The sequence below is a fragment of the Saccharothrix sp. ALI-22-I genome (assembly GCF_001984175.1).
Taxonomy (GTDB): Bacteria; Actinomycetota; Actinomycetes; order Mycobacteriales; family Pseudonocardiaceae; genus Actinosynnema.
The window spans coordinates 58,817-77,204 of record NZ_MTQP01000068.1 but is presented as its reverse complement, the minus strand read 5'-3'; the positions used below and the strand labels follow the sequence as shown (position 1 = coordinate 77,204).

General features: G+C 69.4%; 15 protein-coding genes. 4 read left to right on the top strand and 11 right to left on the bottom strand.

Features of this window, described 5'->3' with window-relative positions; genetic code table 11:
- Positions 1 to 163 precede the first annotated feature (163 nt).
- Complete coding sequence (locus ALI22I_RS36935; RefSeq protein WP_077010249.1) at positions 164 to 1,561, bottom strand: sensor histidine kinase; 1,398 nt, start codon at positions 1,559 to 1,561, stop codon at positions 164 to 166.
- A complete protein-coding gene (locus tag ALI22I_RS36930) occupies positions 1,558 to 2,256 on the bottom strand; it encodes a response regulator transcription factor (protein WP_077010248.1) in 699 nt (232 codons plus the stop codon). Before ALI22I_RS36930 ends, ALI22I_RS36935 begins: the two co-directional genes overlap by 4 nt.
- A 169-nt stretch (positions 2,257 to 2,425) precedes the next feature.
- Here ALI22I_RS36930 and ALI22I_RS36925 point away from each other — a divergent pair, with 169 nt between their 5' ends.
- From ALI22I_RS36925 to ALI22I_RS36915, 3 genes are read left to right on the top strand one after another with little or no spacing between them, the layout of a single operon-like run.
- Complete coding sequence (locus tag ALI22I_RS36925; RefSeq protein WP_077010247.1) at positions 2,426 to 3,772, top strand: ferredoxin reductase family protein; 1,347 nt, start codon at positions 2,426 to 2,428, stop codon at positions 3,770 to 3,772.
- Between the two features lie 10 nt (positions 3,773 to 3,782).
- On the top strand, positions 3,783 to 4,226 hold the full coding sequence (locus ALI22I_RS36920) for an FMN-binding protein (RefSeq protein WP_077011108.1): 444 nt from the start codon (positions 3,783 to 3,785) through the stop codon (positions 4,224 to 4,226).
- Positions 4,226 to 4,957 carry an FAD:protein FMN transferase gene (locus ALI22I_RS36915; protein ID WP_077010246.1) on the top strand — a complete coding sequence of 244 codons (732 nt, stop codon included), beginning with the start codon at positions 4,226 to 4,228 and terminating at the stop codon, positions 4,955 to 4,957. The genes ALI22I_RS36920 and ALI22I_RS36915 overlap by 1 nt, the downstream gene beginning before the upstream one ends.
- Positions 4,958 to 5,062: 105 nt before the next feature.
- Here ALI22I_RS36915 and ALI22I_RS36910 read toward each other — a convergent pair whose 3' ends face one another.
- Both ALI22I_RS36910 and ALI22I_RS36905 read right to left on the bottom strand, forming a co-directional pair.
- Positions 5,063 to 5,833: a hypothetical protein gene (locus tag ALI22I_RS36910; RefSeq protein WP_077010245.1), complete on the bottom strand. Its 771-nt coding sequence runs from the start codon at positions 5,831 to 5,833 to the stop codon at positions 5,063 to 5,065.
- Positions 5,834 to 6,170: 337 nt separating this feature from the next.
- Positions 6,171 to 7,211, bottom strand: a complete 1,041-nt coding sequence (locus tag ALI22I_RS36905) for an ADP-ribosylglycohydrolase family protein (RefSeq protein WP_077010244.1) — start codon at positions 7,209 to 7,211, stop codon at positions 6,171 to 6,173.
- Positions 7,212 to 7,413: 202 nt separating this feature from the next.
- On the opposite strand from ALI22I_RS36905, the gene ALI22I_RS36900 reads away from it, so the two are divergent.
- On the top strand, positions 7,414 to 10,212 hold the full coding sequence (locus tag ALI22I_RS36900; protein WP_077010243.1) for an AfsR/SARP family transcriptional regulator: 2,799 nt from the start codon (positions 7,414 to 7,416) through the stop codon (positions 10,210 to 10,212).
- Positions 10,213 to 10,554: 342 nt separating this feature from the next.
- On the opposite strand, the gene ALI22I_RS36895 is transcribed toward ALI22I_RS36900, so the two are convergent.
- The 7 genes from ALI22I_RS36895 to ALI22I_RS36865 form a co-directional block, all read right to left on the bottom strand.
- A complete protein-coding gene (locus ALI22I_RS36895; RefSeq protein ID WP_077010242.1) occupies positions 10,555 to 11,325 on the bottom strand; it encodes an SGNH/GDSL hydrolase family protein in 771 nt (256 codons plus the stop codon).
- A gap of 278 nt (positions 11,326 to 11,603) precedes the next feature.
- Positions 11,604 to 12,599, bottom strand: coding sequence for an N-acetylglucosamine kinase (locus ALI22I_RS36890; protein ID WP_143532636.1), 996 nt, complete (start codon positions 12,597 to 12,599; stop codon positions 11,604 to 11,606).
- Complete coding sequence (locus ALI22I_RS36885; protein ID WP_077010241.1) at positions 12,596 to 13,867, bottom strand: 6-phospho-beta-glucosidase; 1,272 nt, start codon at positions 13,865 to 13,867, stop codon at positions 12,596 to 12,598. Before ALI22I_RS36885 ends, ALI22I_RS36890 begins: the two co-directional genes overlap by 4 nt.
- Entirely contained in the window at positions 13,864 to 14,754 is an 891-nt protein-coding gene (locus tag ALI22I_RS36880) for a carbohydrate ABC transporter permease (protein ID WP_077010240.1), read from the bottom strand. Before ALI22I_RS36880 ends, ALI22I_RS36885 begins: the two co-directional genes overlap by 4 nt.
- Entirely contained in the window at positions 14,751 to 15,743 is a 993-nt protein-coding gene (locus ALI22I_RS36875) for a carbohydrate ABC transporter permease (RefSeq protein WP_077010239.1), read from the bottom strand. The genes ALI22I_RS36880 and ALI22I_RS36875 overlap by 4 nt, the downstream gene beginning before the upstream one ends.
- A 2-nt stretch (positions 15,744 to 15,745) precedes the next feature.
- Complete coding sequence (locus ALI22I_RS36870; protein ID WP_077010238.1) at positions 15,746 to 17,074, bottom strand: ABC transporter substrate-binding protein; 1,329 nt, start codon at positions 17,072 to 17,074, stop codon at positions 15,746 to 15,748.
- 15 nt (positions 17,075 to 17,089) lie between these two features.
- The gene (locus tag ALI22I_RS36865) at positions 17,090 to 18,319 is read right to left on the bottom strand and encodes an ROK family transcriptional regulator (RefSeq protein ID WP_077011106.1); all 1,230 of its coding nucleotides are present in this window, start codon (positions 18,317 to 18,319) and stop codon (positions 17,090 to 17,092) included.
- Positions 18,320 to 18,388 lie beyond the last annotated feature (69 nt).

Sequence of the window (18,388 nt, the reverse complement as noted above, 5' to 3'; positions counted from 1 at the left end):
CAGGCGGATGCGGACGTCCGGGCCCGAGTACGGTCCGAGCAGCCCAACTTCACACCGGATCACGTGCGGCGAACGGCTCATGACCGTGCCGGGGTGGGCGGATGGCCTAGGCGGATGCCCCGGGTGGACGGCCTTCCACCGGGGGCTCGCGGGGGTAGTGCGGCTAGCGGGGGAGCTGCACCGTGAAGACGGTCGAGCCCGGTCGGCTGGTCAGCTCCACCGTGCCGCCGTGCGCGACGACCAGCGAGTGCACCACCGCCAACCCGAGCCCGCTGCCACCGCGATCACGGGTGCGGGAGCCGTCCACCCGGTAGAAGCGGTCGAAGATGCGGGCCTGGTCGGCCTCCGGGATGCCGGGACCGGCGTCGCCGACCCGCAGCACGGCCGACTGCGCGTCCGCCGAGACCGACAGCGACACCGACGTGCCGGCCGGCGTGTGCACGGCGGCGTTGGTGAGCAGGTTGTCCATGACCTGCCGCAGCCGCAACGGGTCGAACGCCAGCAAAACCGGCTCGTCCGGCACGGTCACGGTCAGCGGGTGCGACGGGCGGGCCACGCGGAACGCGTCCGCCGCCTCCCGTGCCAACGCCGCCAGATCGCCCTCGGTCACCCGCAGCGGCGCCTCCACCTCGGCGGAGTCGAGCCGGGCGAGCAGCAGCAGGTCGTCCAGCAGCACGCTCATCCGCGACGCCTCCGACCGCAGCTTCTCCAGGTGCGCCTCGCGTTCCGCCGGCGCGTTCGCCGCCGCGTACCGGAACAGGTCCGCGTAACCCCGGATCGAGGTCAACGGGGTGCGCAGCTCGTGCGAGGCGTCCGCGATGAACCGCCGCAACCTCAGCTCGGCGGCGGTACGGGCGGCGAGCGACGTGTCGATGTGGTCCAGCATCGTGTTGAACGCGGTGCGCAGCTCCTCGACCTCCACGCCGCCGTTGCCGCCTTCGGCGCGCACCGGCAGCCGGGCCGAGTCGGTCAGGTCGTGCGACGTGATGTCGTGCGCGGTCCGGGCCATGTCGCTCAACGGCTGCAGCCCGCGCCGCAGCACCGCCCGCCCGATCGCCACGAACGCGATCAACGCGAGCAGGAACGTGGCCACCTCCACCAGCACCAGCTGCCGCACGGTGGTGGAGATGTCGTTCATCGGCGCCGCGGTGACCAGCACGACCCCGTCGGACACACCGCACCCGCGCAGCCGGTACGTGCCGTCGCCCTTCAGGTACTCGGTCTGGTACACCGGGTCGTACCCGTTGACCTGCAACGCCACCGCGGCGAAATCGTCGGCGTCCTCCGGCAGGTCGTCGGGGTTCTTGGGCTGCGCCTGCCCGTCGCGGATCTCGTAGATGACCGAGTACCAGCCGTAGGCGGCGCCCTTGATCGTGCCGGTGCCGGCGTAGTTCTTCTTCACTGAGACCTGGGTGGTCTCCATCTGCGCGTCCAGCCGGCGGGCCAGGTACTCCTCCATGCTCTGCGCCATCACCGTGCCGACGACCGCGAACACCGCCAACGCGAGCGCGCCCAGCCCCAGGGCCAGGCGGGTGCCCAGGCTCAGCTTCCGGAATCTCACTCCGCGGCTCGCCGCAGCACGTAGCCCACGCCGCGGACGGTGTGGATCAACGGCTCGGCGCCGTCGTCGAGCTTGCGCCGCAGGTGCGAGACGACCAGTTCGACCACGTTGGACCGGCCGCCGAAGTCGTACTCCCACACGTGGTCGAGGATCTGCGCCTTCGTCAACACCGCGGGCGAGCGGCGCATCAGGTAGCGCAGCAGCTCGTACTCGGTCGGCGTGAGCGTGACCAGCCGACTGCCCCGCCGCACCTCGCGGGTGTCCTCGTCCATCGCCAGATCGTGCACCTTGAGCACCGACCGCTTCCACGTCGGACCGGTCGACCGCCGCAGCACGGCCCGCAGCCGGGCCATCAGCTCCTCCACCGAGAACGGCTTGACCAGGTAGTCGTCACCGCCGCGGGTGAGGCCCGCGACCCGGTCGGCGGTGCCGTCGCGGGCGGTGAGGAACACCACCGGCACCATCGCGCCCGCCGACCGCAGCCGGTCCAGCACGGTGAAGCCGTCCAGGTCGGGCAGCATCAGGTCGAGCACCACGATGTCCGGGTGGAAGTCGGAGGCGGCTCGCAGCGCCGCCTCACCGCTGCCCGCGGTGACGGCCTGCCAGCCCTCGTACCGGGCAACGGTCGCCACCAGGTCCGCGATGTGCGGTTCGTCGTCCACCACGAGCAGTCGAACCGAAGTGCCCTTGTCCACGTGTCCATGGTGCGCTACCGGCCATCCGGCGGGCGAGGCGATCCACCGCCCCCGGACGCATCAACAGCGACTCGACAGGTTCGTGACAGGCCGCGCACAGGTCCACCCACCAGGCTCGACGACGGACACCCACCTCGATGTGGGCCCACATCGAGGAGGAGTGCCACCCGTGACAACAACCATCCAGGTTTCGGCGCCGGTCGAGCGCCGGCCGTCAGTGCGTCCCAAAGCGGCGGCCCGCGCCGGCCTGTTCGCCGCGTTGGCCGCGAACGTCTTGCTGGTCACCGTGCTGTTCTTCCAGGCCGGTCTCTCCGTCAACGCGTTGATCCTGATCGGCAGGCTCGCCGGGCTGTACGGGGCGCTGCTGATGGCGTTCCAGCTGCTCCTGGTGGCCCGGCTGCCGTGGCTGGACCGGCGGCTCGGCATGGACCGGCTGACGTCCTGGCACCGCTGGGTCGGCTTCTCGCTGCTGTGGACGCTGCTCACCCACGCCGTGTTCATCACGCTCGGGTACGCGCAGGTGACGGAACTGCCGCCGGTGGACGAGCTGGTGACGATGGCGACGACCATCGACGGCATCCTGCGGGCGATCGTGGCGCTGGCGCTGATCATCGTGGTCGGCGCGGTGTCGGCGCGGTTCGCCCGGCGGCGGATGGCCTACGAGACGTGGCACTTCGTCCACCTCTACACGTACGTGGCGGTGGTGCTGGCGTTCTCGCACCAGGTGGCGGTCGGGCCGACGTTCACCGCGTCGTCGTTCGCGACGGCCTACTGGTGGGGCGTGTGGGGTTTCGCGCTCGGCGCGGTGTTCGTCGGGCGGCTCGGGTTGCCGTTGTGGCGCAACCTCCGGCACCAGCTGCGGGTCGCGGCGGTCGTGCCGGAGTCGGGGAACGTGGTGTCGATCCACATCACCGGGAAGCACCTGGACAAGCTGCCCGCGCGGGCGGGGCAGTTCTTCCTGTGGCGGTTCCTGACCAAGGACCGGTGGTGGCAGGCGAACCCGTTCTCGCTGTCGGCGGCCCCGGACGGCCGGTCGCTGCGGTTGACCGCCAAGGCGTTGGGGCCGGGTAGCGCGGCGCTGCGGTCGGTGAAGGTCGGGACGCGGGTGTTCGCCGAGGGCCCGTACGGGGCGTTCACGACTCTGCACCAGACGCGACCGAACACGTTGCTGGTGGCCGGTGGGGTCGGGGTCACGCCGGTGCGGGCGCTGTTGGAGGAACTGCGCGGGCACGTCGTGGTGATCTACCGGGTGACGCGGCCGGAGGACGCGGTGTTGCTGCACGAGATGCGTGGGTTGGCGCACGCGCGGGGCGCGGTGCTGCACGTGGTGACCGGGCCGTCGGACCGGGCGCCGTTGGGGCCGGACGCTGTCGGGCGCGCGGTGCCGGACGTGCGGGACCGGGACGTGTACGTGTGCGGGCCGCCCGGGATGACGAACGCGGTGTTGAAGACCATGCGGGACCTGGGTGTGCCGAAGCACCAGGTGCACGCCGAGCGTTTCAGCCTGGCCGGTTGAGGGGGACGTGGTGAAGCGAGCTGTTCCGATCCTGTTGTTGACCATCGCCGGGGTGGTGCCGCTGTGGCGGTTCGAGGCCGAGCCGGAGACGGTGGCCGCTGCGGAAGCCCCGGCGGCTACCGAGGCTCCCGGGACGTCCGAAGCTCCCGCGACGTCGCAAGCGCCGGGCGCGACCGAGGCGCCCGCTGCCGCTGTCAAGACCGTGACCGGTTCCCTGGTCCGCACCAGCTACGGCGACGTGCAGGTGCAGTTGACGTTCGAGGGTGACGTGATCACCAAGGTGACCATGGTCAAGCAGCCCAACAGCGCGCCGACCAAGAAGGCCGTGCCGGTGCTGGTGCAGGAGACGCTGGACGCGCAGAGCGCCGACGTGGACACGGTGTCCGGCGCGACCACGACCAGCGGGGCGTACGTCCAGTCGCTCCAGGCCGCGATCGACGCGAAGGGCGACTAGTGCGCCGGGTCGAGCACGTCATGGGCTTCCCGATCTCGGTCGACCTGAGAGACGGGGACCCCGCTGCGGTGGACCGGGCCTTCGAGTGGCTGCGCGAGGCAGACGCCCGGTTCAGCCCGTTCCGGTCCGACAGCGAGGTGTCCCGACTGGACCGGGCTGAGCCCGCCCCGAACGGGCTCAGCCCGGATCTGGCCTATGTGCTGGACCTGTGCTCGTACTACGAGCGGGCCACCGGTGGTGCGTTCAGCGCCCGCATTCCGGGGCGGGGCCTCGACCCGTGCGCCGTGGTCAAGGGCTGGGCGGTGCAACGTGCGGCCGATTTGTTGACGGCCGCCGGTGTCACTCGGTTCGTGATCAACGCGGGTGGTGACGTGGTCACGGCGGGTGGGCCGTGGCGGGTGGGCGTGCGCCACCCGGTGGAAGCGGACCGGTTCTGCACGGTCTTGGAGGTGACGTCCCAAGCCGTGGCGACTTCCGCCCGGTACGAGCGGGGCGATCACATCCTCGACGGCCGCACCGGGCTGCCGGTCACCGACCTGCTGAGCCTGACCGTCGTCGCGCCGACCCTGACCGTCGCCGACGCCACCGCCACGGCGGCTTTCGCGATGGGTGTCGAGGGCATCGAGTGGGCCGCCACCCAGGAGGGCTGCGAGGTGTTCGCGGTGGACGCAGAACATGGAGTGCACCGGACCGCCGGGCTGCCGGTTGCCGGCGCACCGGTCGCGGGCTGATTCGGGCGTTGACGCCGGTTTGCGCTGAAGGCTGTAGCTCTTGGGTTGGTCCGGCTCGATTTGACATGGGGCCCTTACGGCCAGCCTATGGCACCCGAACCCATGTCAAATCGAGCCTCGTCGGCCGGTGGCGGGTCCGTCGGGGGCGGGTTGATGACGTGACGAGAGTTGAGCGGTTCGTCGGGCTCTCGGGCTGGTGAAGGTTGGTTGTGGGGCGGTCCATTCGCCCAGTGCGACGAGGGTGCGGAAGCGCATGGCTCTTACGACTTCCCGGAAGCGGGGGCCGGGGTTGTCGGGGAGCAGGGGGAGGGCTTCGGGTAGGCGGCCCAGGTTGGCCAGGACTGCGCCGTGGTGGGCCAGCAGTTCGCTCTCGTCGATCCACCATGCCCACGGTGGGGCCGATGGGTCGTCTTCCAGTGCTGCGCGGGATTGGTCCAGGGCGCGTAGGGCCGGTGAGGTCAGGCGCATTCGGGAGTAGGCGCGGGCCCGGCGGAGGGCGAACATGGCTCGGACGCGGGGCGAGGTGGTGGTGGATTCGCCGTGGTCGGCCAGGTGGAGGGCTTCGGTGAGTCTGCCGACGTGGGCGCGTTGCATCGACATGGTGAGCAGGGTGAGGGTTTCCAGGTCGCGGTTGCCTGCCGTGCGGGCCAGGGCTAGTGCGGTGAGGTTGTGGTGGTGGGCTTCGGGTTGGCGTTCCTCCTCGAAGAGGATCCAGCCCGCTACTTCGGACAGTTCGGCCAGGGCGTCGGCGGTGTCGGGGGTGGGCGGTGGTGCTTGGCGGACTGCTTGAACGGCCAGGTCGCCGACGTTGTGTGCGTTCGGGTCCGCGTCGAGGGCGATCAGTAGTTGGGTGACCGCTCGGATGCCGGCGGGCACTAGCCGAACCGGGACAGGCGCAGGCCGGACAGGACTCGGGCACCATCCCGGTACGTCCGCATGATCGCTTCCCGTCCGAGCGCCACTTGGACGATGGTGCACCACCGCTTCACGTTGTTAAGGGTGGGCCGCTTGTTAAGCATGGGCCGGTTGTTAAGGGTGGGCCGCCTGTGACCGCGCATATGCGCTCTGCTACGGTTCCGTCCACGGGTTTCCCGCTCTACGGCAGGTCAGCCGGGTTCCGCGCTCGGGGCGTGTCCCACCGCTGATCGCGTGGAGAGCCGGCCTCGGTCGCACGCATTCGGGAACGTGCGTGCCGAGGCCGGCTTCCGCCGTCTCACGAGTACCGGGCGAAGTCGAACTCCTGTCCCGTCACCGAACGTCCCAGGTCCGTGCCGAGCTGCGTGAGCAGGTCCACCAGCTCCAGCCCCGCCAGCCAGTCCCGGGGCAACGCCGCCGTGCCGTGCAGGGCGCCGAGGATGTTGCCGGTCAACGCCGCCGTCGCGTCACTGCCACCGGAGTGGTTGGCCGCCGCACGCAGCGCGTCCACGAACTGCGCCCGCTTCGGGTACACCAGCACCGTGTGCACGGCGATCGCCAGCGCCTCCGGCCCGGTCCACCCGCTGCCCAGCCGGTCGACCCGCACCGAGTCGAACCCGAGCGCCTTGTGCTCGTCGGCGAACACCACGGCCCGGTTCAGCGTGTTCGCCGTGTACGGGTCGTCGCGCAGCACCCGTCCGATGACCTGGTCCACGGCCTCCCGCATCGGCCGCCCCTTCACCGCCAGCAGGTGGATCAGCAGCGCGAACGCCCCACCGGACACCCAGCCACCGGTGCCGCCGTGCGTGAGCGCGGCGAACCGGCACCCCAGGTCGTAGGCGATCTCGGCGCTGGGCGCGAACCCGGCCGGCGCGGTCCGCGTCACGCCGTTGCAGCCGGAGGACTCGTTGTGCGGCGCCTCCGGCGTCGGCGGCGTGTCGGCGGCCAGCGCGCGCAGGCAGGTCAGGCCGGGGGACCGGCTGGAGTACAGCCGTTCGTCGCCGACCAGACCGGTCGCACCCGGTTCGGGCGCGGCCACCTGCTGGGTGATCAACCACCGCCGGTAGCTCCGCCACACCACCTCGACCGGGTCCCACTCGCCGGTGCGCTGCCCGCGCACCCACGCCCGCAGGTAGCCGTCCGCGGTGAACAGGGTGAGCTGCGTGTCGTCGGTGACCAAGGCGGGACGCGGCGGTTCCAGGACACCTTCGGGGCCGTGGTCTCGTTGGATATCGGTCCACCCGAGGTACTGGATGGGCGCGCCAAGGGCATCGCCGAGCGCACCGCCCAACAGGCAAGCGGCGCCACGGTCGACCACGTTCATCGGCTCGCGCGGCACTTGCCCTCCTGCACTAGCCCAGAAGCCGGCTGGGACTGTCCGGGGTCAGAACCCTAGCCGTCCCACGGCCGTCCGGTCATGGGAGCACGACTAGTTGAGTAAGCAACATTTACCCACAGGTATCTAACGGCACACCGGGCGCACCTGATCCAGTGACCAAGCCGTGAGGCCGACGGCGAAGCGCACGAGGCGGGGGAGGGGCATGGCTGACCGGAGCAAGAGCGGGCTGGAGTTCGGCGTCCTCGGACCGTTGCAGGTGCTCGCGGACGGCCGGCAGCTGGTGATCGGCCGCAAGGGGATGCGCGGCCTGCTCGCGATGCTGGTGCTGCAGGCCAACCGGGTCGTCCCGATCGACGAGATCGTGGACAGCCTCTGGGCCGACGAGCCACCCGCGACGGCCAGGACGATCGTGCACGGCTACGTGTCGCGACTGCGCCGAATGCTGGAGCAGGCCGATCCGGCCGGTTCGGCGCGGATACTCACCACCCCGCCCGGCTACCAGCTCTCGGTGGACCCGTGGCGGCTGGACTTCCACCGGGCCCGGCAGCTCCTGTCGAGCGCACGGGGCAAACCGGCGCCGATCCGGGCGCAGCTGCTGCGCGAATCGCTGGGCCTGTGGCGGGGCCAGGTGCTGGCCGACGTCCCCGGTGATCCCGTCACCACGGACCTGGAAGAGCTTCGGCTTGCCGCAGTGGAAGAACGCATCGAAGCCGAGCTGGAACTGGGCCGCCACCTCGAACTCGTCGGCGAACTGCGGCAACTGGTCAACGAGTACCCGTTCCGAGAACGACTCGTCGGCCACATGATGCGGGCGCTGTACCGGTCGGGCCAGCGGGCCGACGCGCTGGAGGCCTACCAGCGCTTCCACCGCCGCGTCGTGGACGAACTCGGCATCGACCCCGGCCCCGGCCTGCGGGTCCTGCACGAGCAGGTCTTGCGCGACGACCCGGCGCTCAGCTCGCCAGGCTTGGCCGAAGCGGCCTCAGTACCGCCCCGGCCAGGCATCGTCGTGCCCGCCCAATTGCCCGCCGCGGCCAGCGGTTTCATCGGTCGCGACGAGGAACTGGCCTGGCTGGACCGCCTGTGCGACTCACGCGACCTGGCCGCCACCACCATCGCGGTGGTCACCGGCGCGCCGGGCATCGGCAAGAGCGAGCTGGCCGTGACGTGGGGACACCGGAGGGCTGAGCAGTTCCCCGACGGCCTGCTGTTCGCCTCCCTCAACGGTTTCGCCCCCGACCGCGACCCGGTGGAACCAACCGAAGTACTGGCCAGGTTCCTCCTGGCCCTGGGCGTGCCCGCAGACGGCATGCCCCGAGACCTGGACGACCGAGTAGGCCTCTACCGCTCGGTGCTGGCCAAGCGCCGGGTGCTGGTCGTGCTGGACGACGCGTGGGACCCGGAGCACGTGCGGCAACTGCTGCCGCCCGGCGCAGGCTCCGTCGTGCTGGTCACCAGCCGCCGCCGCCTGGAATCCCTCGTAGTCAGCAACGGCGCCCGGATGCTCACACTGGACACGCTGTCCGAGGAGGAGTCCGTCCGCCTGGTGGACGAGGTAGTCGGCAAACCGCTGTCCGATCAGGAACCGGTGGCTACCCGAATGCTCGCCGAACTGTGCGGCAACCTCCCACTGGCATTGCGGATAGCCGCCGCGAAACTGGTCTTCAGTCCGGAATGGACAGCCGAGGCACTCGTCGCCCAACTCTCCGACGACGACACCCGCCTGCGCACCCTCGACCTACCCGATTCCGGCGTAGGCGTCGGCCGGGCACTGGCGGTCTCCTACCGCAACCTCCCACCGGAACTCGCGGAGACCTTCCGCGCGGCCGGCCTGGTACCCGGTCGGTGGGTGAGCCCGCACGCCATCGCCGCCGTGTGCGACATAGACCTGGGCACCGCCGCCGCCCGCTTGGCCGACCTGGCAGACGCCCACCTCCTGGTCGAGCAGTGGCGCGGCGGATTCGTACTACACGACCTGGTCCGCCTGTACGCCCGCGAACTCCTGAACGACCAGGAACACGACGGCGCACTACGCCGCCTGATGGACCACTACCTGGCCGCCTGCGACCACGCACGACGCCTGATCCGCCCGGTATCCGACGGCCTCGACTCCACCGACTCCACCACCGCACCCAGACCCGCCACGTCCAGCCAGGCCCTGTCCTGGTTCGACAAGGAATGGCCCAACCTCATCGCCCTGGTGCACGCCGCCTCGGAAGCCGGCCTCCACGAACAGGTCTGGCAACTCGTACGACTGGTCCACACCTACTGCGTGACCAGACTGGTCAGCCGCGAGTGGCACGGCATCGCCGAGTTCGGCCTGGCCTCCGCACGGATCAGCGGCGACCGACGCGGCGAGATGCTGGTGCTACACGCCATGCACGACATCAACAACCGGGCCGGAGCCCTGCGCGGCACCCTCGAACACGCCGAGTTGGCCCACCGCATCGCGGTGGAGCTGGGCGAATCCCGCTACCTGGTAATGACCCTGGACCAGTTGGCTTTAGCCCTCAACGCCGAAGGCCTGATGGAGGAAGCCCTGCGGCACTACCGCGAAGCCGTAGACCTGGCCCGCCGCGACGGCGACGCCCTGGGCGAGGCCACCGTGCTCAACAACCTAGCCCAAGTGGAGCAACGCCTCGGCCAGCGCGAAACCGCCGCCCAGCACCAGTTCCTGGCGATGGAGATCTACCACCGCAACGGCGACGAGCGGGCCTACGCGGTAGCCGTGAACAACCTGGCCGAGCTCTACGCCGAACTGGGCCTGCTACCCGAAGCCGAGGAACACGCCCGCCAGGGCGTGGAGCTCGCACGCGGCGGCTCCATGCAGTTCGAAGAGGCCTTCGGCCGCCAAGTCCTCGGCCAAGTGCTGGCCAGACGCGGAGAACGCGTTGCCGCGCAAGCAGAGCTAGCGGAATCACTACGGCTGTTCGAACGCCTGGGCTCCCCCAGATCGATGTTGGTCCGAACGGCCCTTGAAGCCTTGACCTCCGAGGTTTAGTCGCTGTTTAGCCCAACCACACGCAGTCGTGGGAACTTGTATGCAGCGCTGATCATGCGATCTGCGGTCAGCGCTGGGTGGCTCTTGGGAGGGGGACCCAGGGGGGAAGCCACCCAAACCCGCTGGGCCGGCGTTCGGGGGAGAGCGCCGGCCCAGCGGCTGTATTGGATTGCCGCTCCTCCGGAGACGGCGGGCGAGGTCGGGGTTGGCCACCAGCCGCACCAGACCACGACGGGCCGCACCGGCCGACGCGTGCACCAAATCCCACGTGGCCCACAACCCACCGCCGGGAGCCGGACCCAACCCCTGGGCCTGCACGAAGCCCAACCCAACCCCAACGCCTCAGCTCTCCGCGCAAACCGGCGTCAACTCAGGCCGTTTGGGCGCCAGCCCATCCCCCATCGACTCCCCACGCAACTGCCGCGCGATCCAAGGCATCACGTGCTCCCGCGCCCACTTCAAATCGTGCCGCCGCTGCGTCATCCAGTCCTCATCCTCCGGCGGCGGCCAGGGCGCGTTCCACTCCTCATCAGACTTGAACCCCAACACCTCGGCCGCCCGCAACGCCACCCGCTGATGCCCCTCAGGCGACAGGTGCAGCCGGTCCTGGCTCCACGCGCGCCGGTCGTGCAGCACCGTCATCGACCACAAATCCACCACCTTGCAGTGGTACCGCTCGGCAACCGACCACAGGTGGTTGTTGTAGATCGCGATCTTGCCGCGTAACGACCGCAGCACCGGCGTGTGCTTCGTGTCGAACCCGGTGAAGATCAGCACCTCCGCGCCGGCCGCCCGCAGGTCGGCCACCGCGATCTCGTACACCTCGGCCAACGCGTCCGCGTCACTGCCGGGCACCAGGATGTCGTTGCCGCCGCCGCACAACGTCACCAGCCTCGGCTTGAGCGACACCGCCAGCGGGATCTGCTCGTCCACGATCTCCTGGAGCGTCTTGCCCCGGATCGCCAAGTTGGCGTACCGGAAACCCTCCTGGTGGGTCGAGATCATCGCGGCCAGCCGGTCGGCCCACCCCACGTAGGTGCCGTTCGGCGCCGGATCGTCCATGCCCTCGGTGAAGCTGTCCCCCACCGCGACGAAGCTGTCCAGACCGTGCATCGTCCCTCCCTCTGCGCGGCACCCCCATGACCGCGCAGAACAGCATGCAACGCCACGGCCGCTCTACGCCACCGCGGGTTGGCAACCCTGTTACCAAGGTGTCACCCGTTGGTGTGAACAATGTCTGCATCGGGTGATTCACGAGGTTCCAGACCGCCGGGTGCGTCGCAAATCACTTCTGGGACCGCACAGAAAGGGCCGGTGCGTGGGAGGGGCCGCCGCCAGGAACCTCCCACGCACCGGTGTCTTTCAGCCGACCACCACCGGCCGGCCCGTCTTCACCCGGCCGCCGCCGAGACCGGCGTCTCGTACGCCGTGCGCAACCGCAGCTCAGCCCCCGCCGCCGCCCCCAACGCGTCCAGCCCCAGCAACGCCGCCCCCACGACCGGCGGCACGTCCACCACCCGCACCCGAGCCGCCGGCGCGTACGCCCGCAACCGGCTGTCAACGGCATCGACCACCACACCGTTCGTCCCGGTCAACACCCCACCCCCGAGCACCACGTCCACCGGCTCGCCCAACAGCGCCAACCGCGACAACGACACCCGCGCCAACAGCACGATCTCCTCCACGAGCCGGTCCACCACCGCCCGCGCCACCGCGTCCCCACCCGCCGCCACCTCGAACAACAGCGGGCACAGCGCGTGCGGATCGAACTCCACCTCCTCGAAGTGCAGCCGCTCCACCGCCTCGGCCAACGTCGCCGTCCCGTAGTGCGCGATCACCGCGTCCAACAACGCCGTCGGCTCACCCCGCCCGTCCTCCGCACGCACCGCCAGCCACAACGCCTCCGACCCGATGTGACCGCCGCCACCCCAGTCACCCGAGATCCGCCCCAACGCCGGGAACCGGTGCGTCCGGCCATCCGGCGCGACCGCCACGCAGTTGATCCCCGCCCCGCACACCACGGCGACACCGATGCCATCAGTCGTGCCCGCCCGCAACAACGCGAACGTGTCGTTCCCGACCACCGTCGTCTCCGACCACCCACGCGCCTCGATGGCCGCACGCAGGTCGTCTTCCTCCTTCGGCAGGTCCGCCCCCGCCAGGTACGCGGCGGTGTGCACGGCGATCCGCTCGCTCACGTCCAACCCGGCCAGCCGGGCCGCCTCACGCGCCAGCCCTTCGAACACGTCCATGCTTCGCTGGAGCCCCACCTGCTGCGGTGAAGCCCCAGGCCCGCGCACCTGCGCGAGCACCCGGCCGTCCAGATCGACCAACGCCATGGCCGTCTTGCTGTTCCCGCCGTCGATGGCGAGCACCCGGTCCGTCACACCGACCCCTTAGCCCACGGCAGGAAGTCCGCGTTGCGCGCCACCAACTCATCAGCCAGCCGATCGGCAACCGCGTACTGCCCGATCAACGGGTGCGCCAACAACGCGTCCGCCACCCGATCACGCCCACCATTAACGGCCGCGTCCAACGCCAGCTGCTCGTAGCTGGTCACGTGCGCTATCAACCCGCTGATCGACGCCGGCACAGAAGCCACCGGCAGCGGCGACGCGCCCTGACCGTCCACCACCGCCGGCACCTCGATCACCGCGTCATCAGGCAGGAACGGCAGCGTGCCGCCGTTGCGAACGTTCACCACGTGCTGCTCCGCCCCCACCCCACCCGTCAACGCGTGCACCAGCTGCACGGCAGCCTCCGAGTAGTACGCGCCCCCACGCTGCGACAACTGCGCCGGCTTGGTAACAACCCCCACATCCCCGTACAAATCCAGCAGTTCCTCCTCCACCCCAGCCACCACCTCGGCACGCGACGGCGAGGTCTTCTGCTTGCGCACCACGTCGTCGTGGTCGTAGAAGTACTTCAGGTAGTACGACGGCACCATCCCCAACCGCCGCATCAACGACGCCGGCACACCGATGTGCTCGGCCAGCGCGTCACCGTGGAGGTCCAGCAGCTCCGGCAGCCGGTCCACGCCGTCCACGAACACCCCGGTCTCCCAGGTGAGGTGGTTGAGCCCGACGTGCTCCAGCCGCACGTTCTCCGGGTGCACGCCGAGCAGCGCCGACGTCCAGCGCTGGAACGTGATCGCCACGTTGCACAGCCCGACCGCCCGGTGCCCGGCCTGCAACAACGCCCGCGTGACGATCCCGACCGGGTTGGTGAAGTTGACGATCCAGGTGTCCTCACCGGCCACCGCGCGCACCCGTTCGGCGATGTCCAGCACCACCGGCACCGTGCGCAACGCCTTGGCCAACCCGCCCGCGCCGGTCGTCTCCTGCCCGACGCAGTCGCACATCAGCGGGAACGTCTCGTCCGCCGCCCGCGCCGTCTGCCCACCCACCCGCAACTGGAGCAACACAGCGGACGCCCCGTCCACGCCCCGCTCCAGATCGGTCGTCGTCGTCACGACAGCAGGGTGCCCCGCGTGCTCCAACAGCCGCCGCGAAAACGCTCCCACCACCTCCAGCCGCGACACGTCCGGGTCCACCAGCACGATCTCGTCCACCGCGAGGCTCGTGCGCCGTCCCGCGATCCCGTCGACCAACTCCGGCGTGTAGGTCGACCCGCCCCCGACAACGGTGAGCTTCACCCTTTGACCCCCGTGAATGTGATGCCCTTGACGAACGAGCGCTGCGCGAACACGAACAGCACCACCGCCGGGACCATGATCAGCAACGTGACCGCCATCGCCAGGTTCCACTGCACGTGGTGCATGCCCTTGAACGACGACAGCGCCAGCGACAGCGTCCACTGGTCCGGCTTCTCGCTGGTGTACAGCAGCGGCCCGAAGTAGTCGTTCCACGTGTACAGGAAGCAGAACAGCGCAGTCGCCGCGATACCGGGCCGCGCCATCGGCACGACAATCCGCACCAACGCCTGGAACTCGGTGCACCCGTCCACCCGGGCTGCGTCCACATAGGACTGCGGAATCGTCAGGATGAACTGCCGCAGCAGAAAGATGCTGAACGCGTCGAACAGGAAGTACGGCGCGATCAACGGCCACAAAGTACCCGTCAACCCAAGACTCGACCACGTGTCGTACAACGGCACCGCGACCACCTGCGGCGGCAGCATCATCGCGCCGACCACCAGCAGGAACACCGTGTTGCGCCCACGCCACTTCATCTTCGCCAACGCGTACGCGGCCGGTATGGAGCTGAGCAACATCCCGACCGTCGCCGACAGCGAGTACAACAAACTGTTACCCAGGTACTTCAGCAACGGCGCCTTGTCGAACACCTCCAGGAAGTTCCCCCAGTGCCACTCACGCGGCCACAGATCCTTGGTGAACGCCTGGCTGTCCGACATCACCGCAGTCAGGAACACGAACAGGATCGGCAGCGCGAACATCAGCCCGAGCGCGAGGCCGAGGCTGTGCACGGCAACCCAGTCCAGCACCTTCCGCCAATCCCGCGGACGGCGCCGCGCCTCCACGCTGGAAGCCCTCGAAGGAGAGCCGAGCGTCGCTGTAGTCATGCGCCCGATCCCCCTTCCTCCTGGTGCGTGGCCTTGCGCATTCGCTGCACCAACACCGCCGTCGCAGCGAACGAAATGACGAACAACACGGTGGCCATCGCCGCCGCATAACCCATGTCGAAGTAGCGGAAGCCCTGCGTGTAGAGCCACACCGGAAACGTCAACGTCGAGTTCTCCGGAAAACCGAGCACTTTCGTCGACCCGGTGACATCAGCCGACCCGCTGGCCGCCGATCCCGCCACCACCGCTTGCGTGAACAGCTGCAACGCCAGGATGATCGAATTCACCACACCGAACATCAGCACCGGCGAAATGGTCGGCAGCGTGACGTGCCACCACCGCCGCACCGGCCCCGCGCCGTCCAGCTCGGCCGCCTCGTACTGCTCCTGCGGCACGTCCAGGATCGCCGCCAGAACAATGATCATCAAATCCCCGGACACCCACAGCATCACCGCCGCGATACCCGGCTTGGCCCACACCGGATCGGCGAACCACAACGGGCTCTCAATGCCGAACCAACCCAAAAATGCATCCAGCGGACCCTCGTTCGGCCGCATGACCAGGAAGAACACCAAAGTCGCGGCCACCGGCGGTGCCAACGAAGGCAGGTAGCACAAAGTGCGAACCAACCCCACACCCGTCTTCAACCGCGCGATAACCGACGCCACGCCCAACGCGAACACCACGCGGGCGATCGTCAGCACCACCACGAACCACAGCGTGTTGTAGACCGCGGTGCGGAACAGCTTGTCGGAGAACATGTAGGCGTAGTTCTCCAACCCGACCCACTCGGGCGGGTTGATCAGGTCGTACTTGGTGAACGAGAACCCGATCGTGGCGATCAGCGGGTAGCCGAAGAACAGGGCGAACCCGAGGATCGCGGGCGCCATGAACGCCAACACGGTGAGGCGGTGACGGGCCCGGGAGCGGGACCACCCCTTGGCGGGGGTGGTCCGCACCACGTCCACGCGTTCCAGCGTGGCCGTCATCCCTACTTGCCGCTCTTCGCGATCTGGTCGTCGATCTGCTGGTCGACTTCCTTCAGCCCGGCCATCAGGTCGGGCACCTTGCCCGCCTGCCACGACGTGGCGAAGTCGCCGATGGCCTTGATGTGCGCGTCACCGATCGGCGTCACCGGGTTGCCCTGGAGCTTGCCGGAGGTGGCCAGGTCGATGAACGTCTTGAAGTTCTCGTCCACTTCCAGGCGCGGGTCGGCCAGCGCCGCCTTCGTGCTCGGGATGTTCTTGATCCCGTTGGCCAGGGTCACGATCGTCTCGGTGTCGAACGACAGGTGCTTGACCAGCTCCCACGCCGCGCCGGGGTTCTTCGCGCCCTTCGGGATGCCCATGATCGTGCCGGTGGTGAACCCGATGCCGTACAGCTCCGGCGTGCTCGTCGGAAACGGCGCGGTGCCGAACTCGACGTCCGGCGCCTGGTCCTTGAGGAACGCCGTGCGGTACTCGCCGTCCATCATCATGGCGATCTTCTTCTGGTGGAACGCGTGGTCGTTGGAGTACTCCTGGCCGAGGCCCGCGCGGAACCGCTCCAGGTTCTCGTAGCCGTAGAAGTCCACGAGTTGCTTCTGGAACTCCAACATCCCGGCCCACTCCGGCGTCGCCAACGCGGACTTGCCGTCCGAGCCGGTCCACTTCGCGCCGAAGTTCGGCGCCCAGATGGGCGGCCGGTTGGCGTAGAACATCATGGTCGGCAGGAAACCCGCGACCTCGATCGTGCCGTCCGGTGCCTTCTTGGTGGTGCGCTTGGCGAAGTCCAGCAGTTCGGCCGTCGTCTTCGGCGGCGTGGTGATGCCCGCCTCGGCGAGCATGTCCTTGTTGTAGTACAGCCCGTACACGTCGCTGAGCATGGGCATCGCGCAGCGGTTGCCCTTGTACTCGGTGTAGGAGCGGACCGCGTCCGGGATCTGGCCGAGGTCGACGTCGTCGCGTTCGATGTAGGGCTTGAGCTCCTGGAACGAGCCGCTGGAGCAGAACTGCCCGATGTTGTCGGTGGTGAACGACAGGGCCACGTCCGGCGGGTTGCCACTGCGGATGCCCGCGGTGATCTTGTCGTCGTCCTGGCTGCCTTCGTGCTTGATCTCCGCGTTGGGGTACTGCTTCTTGAAGCTCTCCAGGGCCTTGGTGACCTCGTCCTGCTCACGTCCGGAGTAGTTGCTCCAGACGGTCAGGGAGAACTTGTCGTCCCGGCCGGGAGCCGCCGCTGGCCCCGACTGCTCGGTCGTGCTGCCCGAGCCTGCCGCACACGCGGTGAGTGACACCGTTGCGGCCACAAATAGCAACGCTGCGCGGTGGAGCTTGCGCATGTGCTCTCCTTCAGGTCAACGTGCGGACGGGGACGTTGGTGCGGCCCGCTCATCTCGTTGCGGGCCGCGGAAGGGTTCGGTCGTGGCGGCCGGAAGACCGAACACCTGTTCCCTGACGACCGACAGCGCGGAGTGCAGTGCGCCGGAACGCACCGGTTTCCCGGTCACCAGGGCGAGTTGGACGGGGGTGCGGGGCACCACCAGGTGACGCAGCTCGGCGGCGACCAGGTCGGCCAGCGTCGTGCCGCCCGCCTGCGCGACCTCGCCGGAGAGCAGCACCAGTTCGGGGTCGACCACGGCGATCACGTTCGCGACGCCGGTGGCGATGCGGCGGGCCAGGTCCACCAGGAACTCGCGGCCCGCGGGTCCTTCGCTCAACGCCTTCTCGACGGCGGACCGACCGGTGCGCGCGGACACGCCGTGCGCGCGGGCCAGGCGGGCGATCGCGGTGCTGTCGAGCAGGTCGCCGTAACGGCTGCCGGTGCGTTCGGTGCCCGTGTCGGCGTGCGCGTGGTCGGGGACCTGCAAGGCGTCGATCTCGCCCGCGCCGCCGGTCGCGCCGCGGAGGAGCACGCCGTTGACGACGACGGCCGCACCGACCGCGTCGGCGGGCCAGAGCAGGACGAAGTCCTTCACCCCGATCGCCCGGCCGGCGATCATCTCTTCGAGCGCGACGAGGTTGACGTCGTTCTCGACCGTGACCGAGGTGTCGAGGAGGGCTTCCAACTCCTCGGGGATGTTCTTGTTCTCCCAGCCCGGCATGTGCGGCGCGTAGTTCAACCGCCCGGTCGCCGGGTCCACCGCGCCGGGGCTGCCCACGACCACGTGGTGCAGGGCGTCGGGGGTGAGGCCGGCCTGGGCGGCGGTCTTGGTGATCGCGCTGTGGAACGCCTCCAGCACGTCGGTCTTCGGCATCGGGGCGCGGTGCTCGGTGAGCGTCGTGCCGGAGATGTCGGCGATGGCGATGTCGATCGTGTCGGGGGTGAGGTCGACTGCGGCGACGTGGGCCAGCGCGCCGTTGACCGTCCACAGCTGTGCCCGCGGACCGCGCCCGCCGCCGCGCAGGCCGTTGCGCAGGACCGTGCCCTCGGTTTCGAGGCGGGTGAGCAGCTGCGCGGTCGCCGGCTTCGACAGGCCGATGATCCCTTCCAGCTCCGCCCTGGTCAGCGGGCCGTTGCGGAGCAACGCCTCGATCGCGGCGCGGTCGTTGATCTCGCGCAGCAGCCTCGGGCTCCCGGCTCGCATCATCACTCCTGTCTGTTAACTTTCCAGACGATTTCGGGTGAGGTTAGTAAGGGCTCTTGCCGAGGTCAA

Bases quoted from the DNA above. Each gene is read 5' to 3' on its own strand.
- ALI22I_RS36900 (WP_077010243.1), top strand. From the start codon at position 7,414: ATGGCTGACCGGAGCAAGAGCGGGCTGGAGTTCGGCGTCCTCGGACCG.
- ALI22I_RS36895 (WP_077010242.1), bottom strand. From the start codon at position 11,325: ATGCACGGTCTGGACAGCTTCGTCGCGGTGGGGGACAGCTTCACCGAG.
- ALI22I_RS36880 (WP_077010240.1), bottom strand. From the start codon at position 14,754: ATGACTACAGCGACGCTCGGCTCTCCTTCGAGGGCTTCCAGCGTGGAG.
- ALI22I_RS36875 (WP_077010239.1), bottom strand. From the start codon at position 15,743: ATGACGGCCACGCTGGAACGCGTGGACGTGGTGCGGACCACCCCCGCC.
- ALI22I_RS36870 (WP_077010238.1), bottom strand. From the start codon at position 17,074: ATGCGCAAGCTCCACCGCGCAGCGTTGCTATTTGTGGCCGCAACGGTG.
- ALI22I_RS36865 (WP_077011106.1), bottom strand. From the start codon at position 18,319: ATGCGAGCCGGGAGCCCGAGGCTGCTGCGCGAGATCAACGACCGCGCC.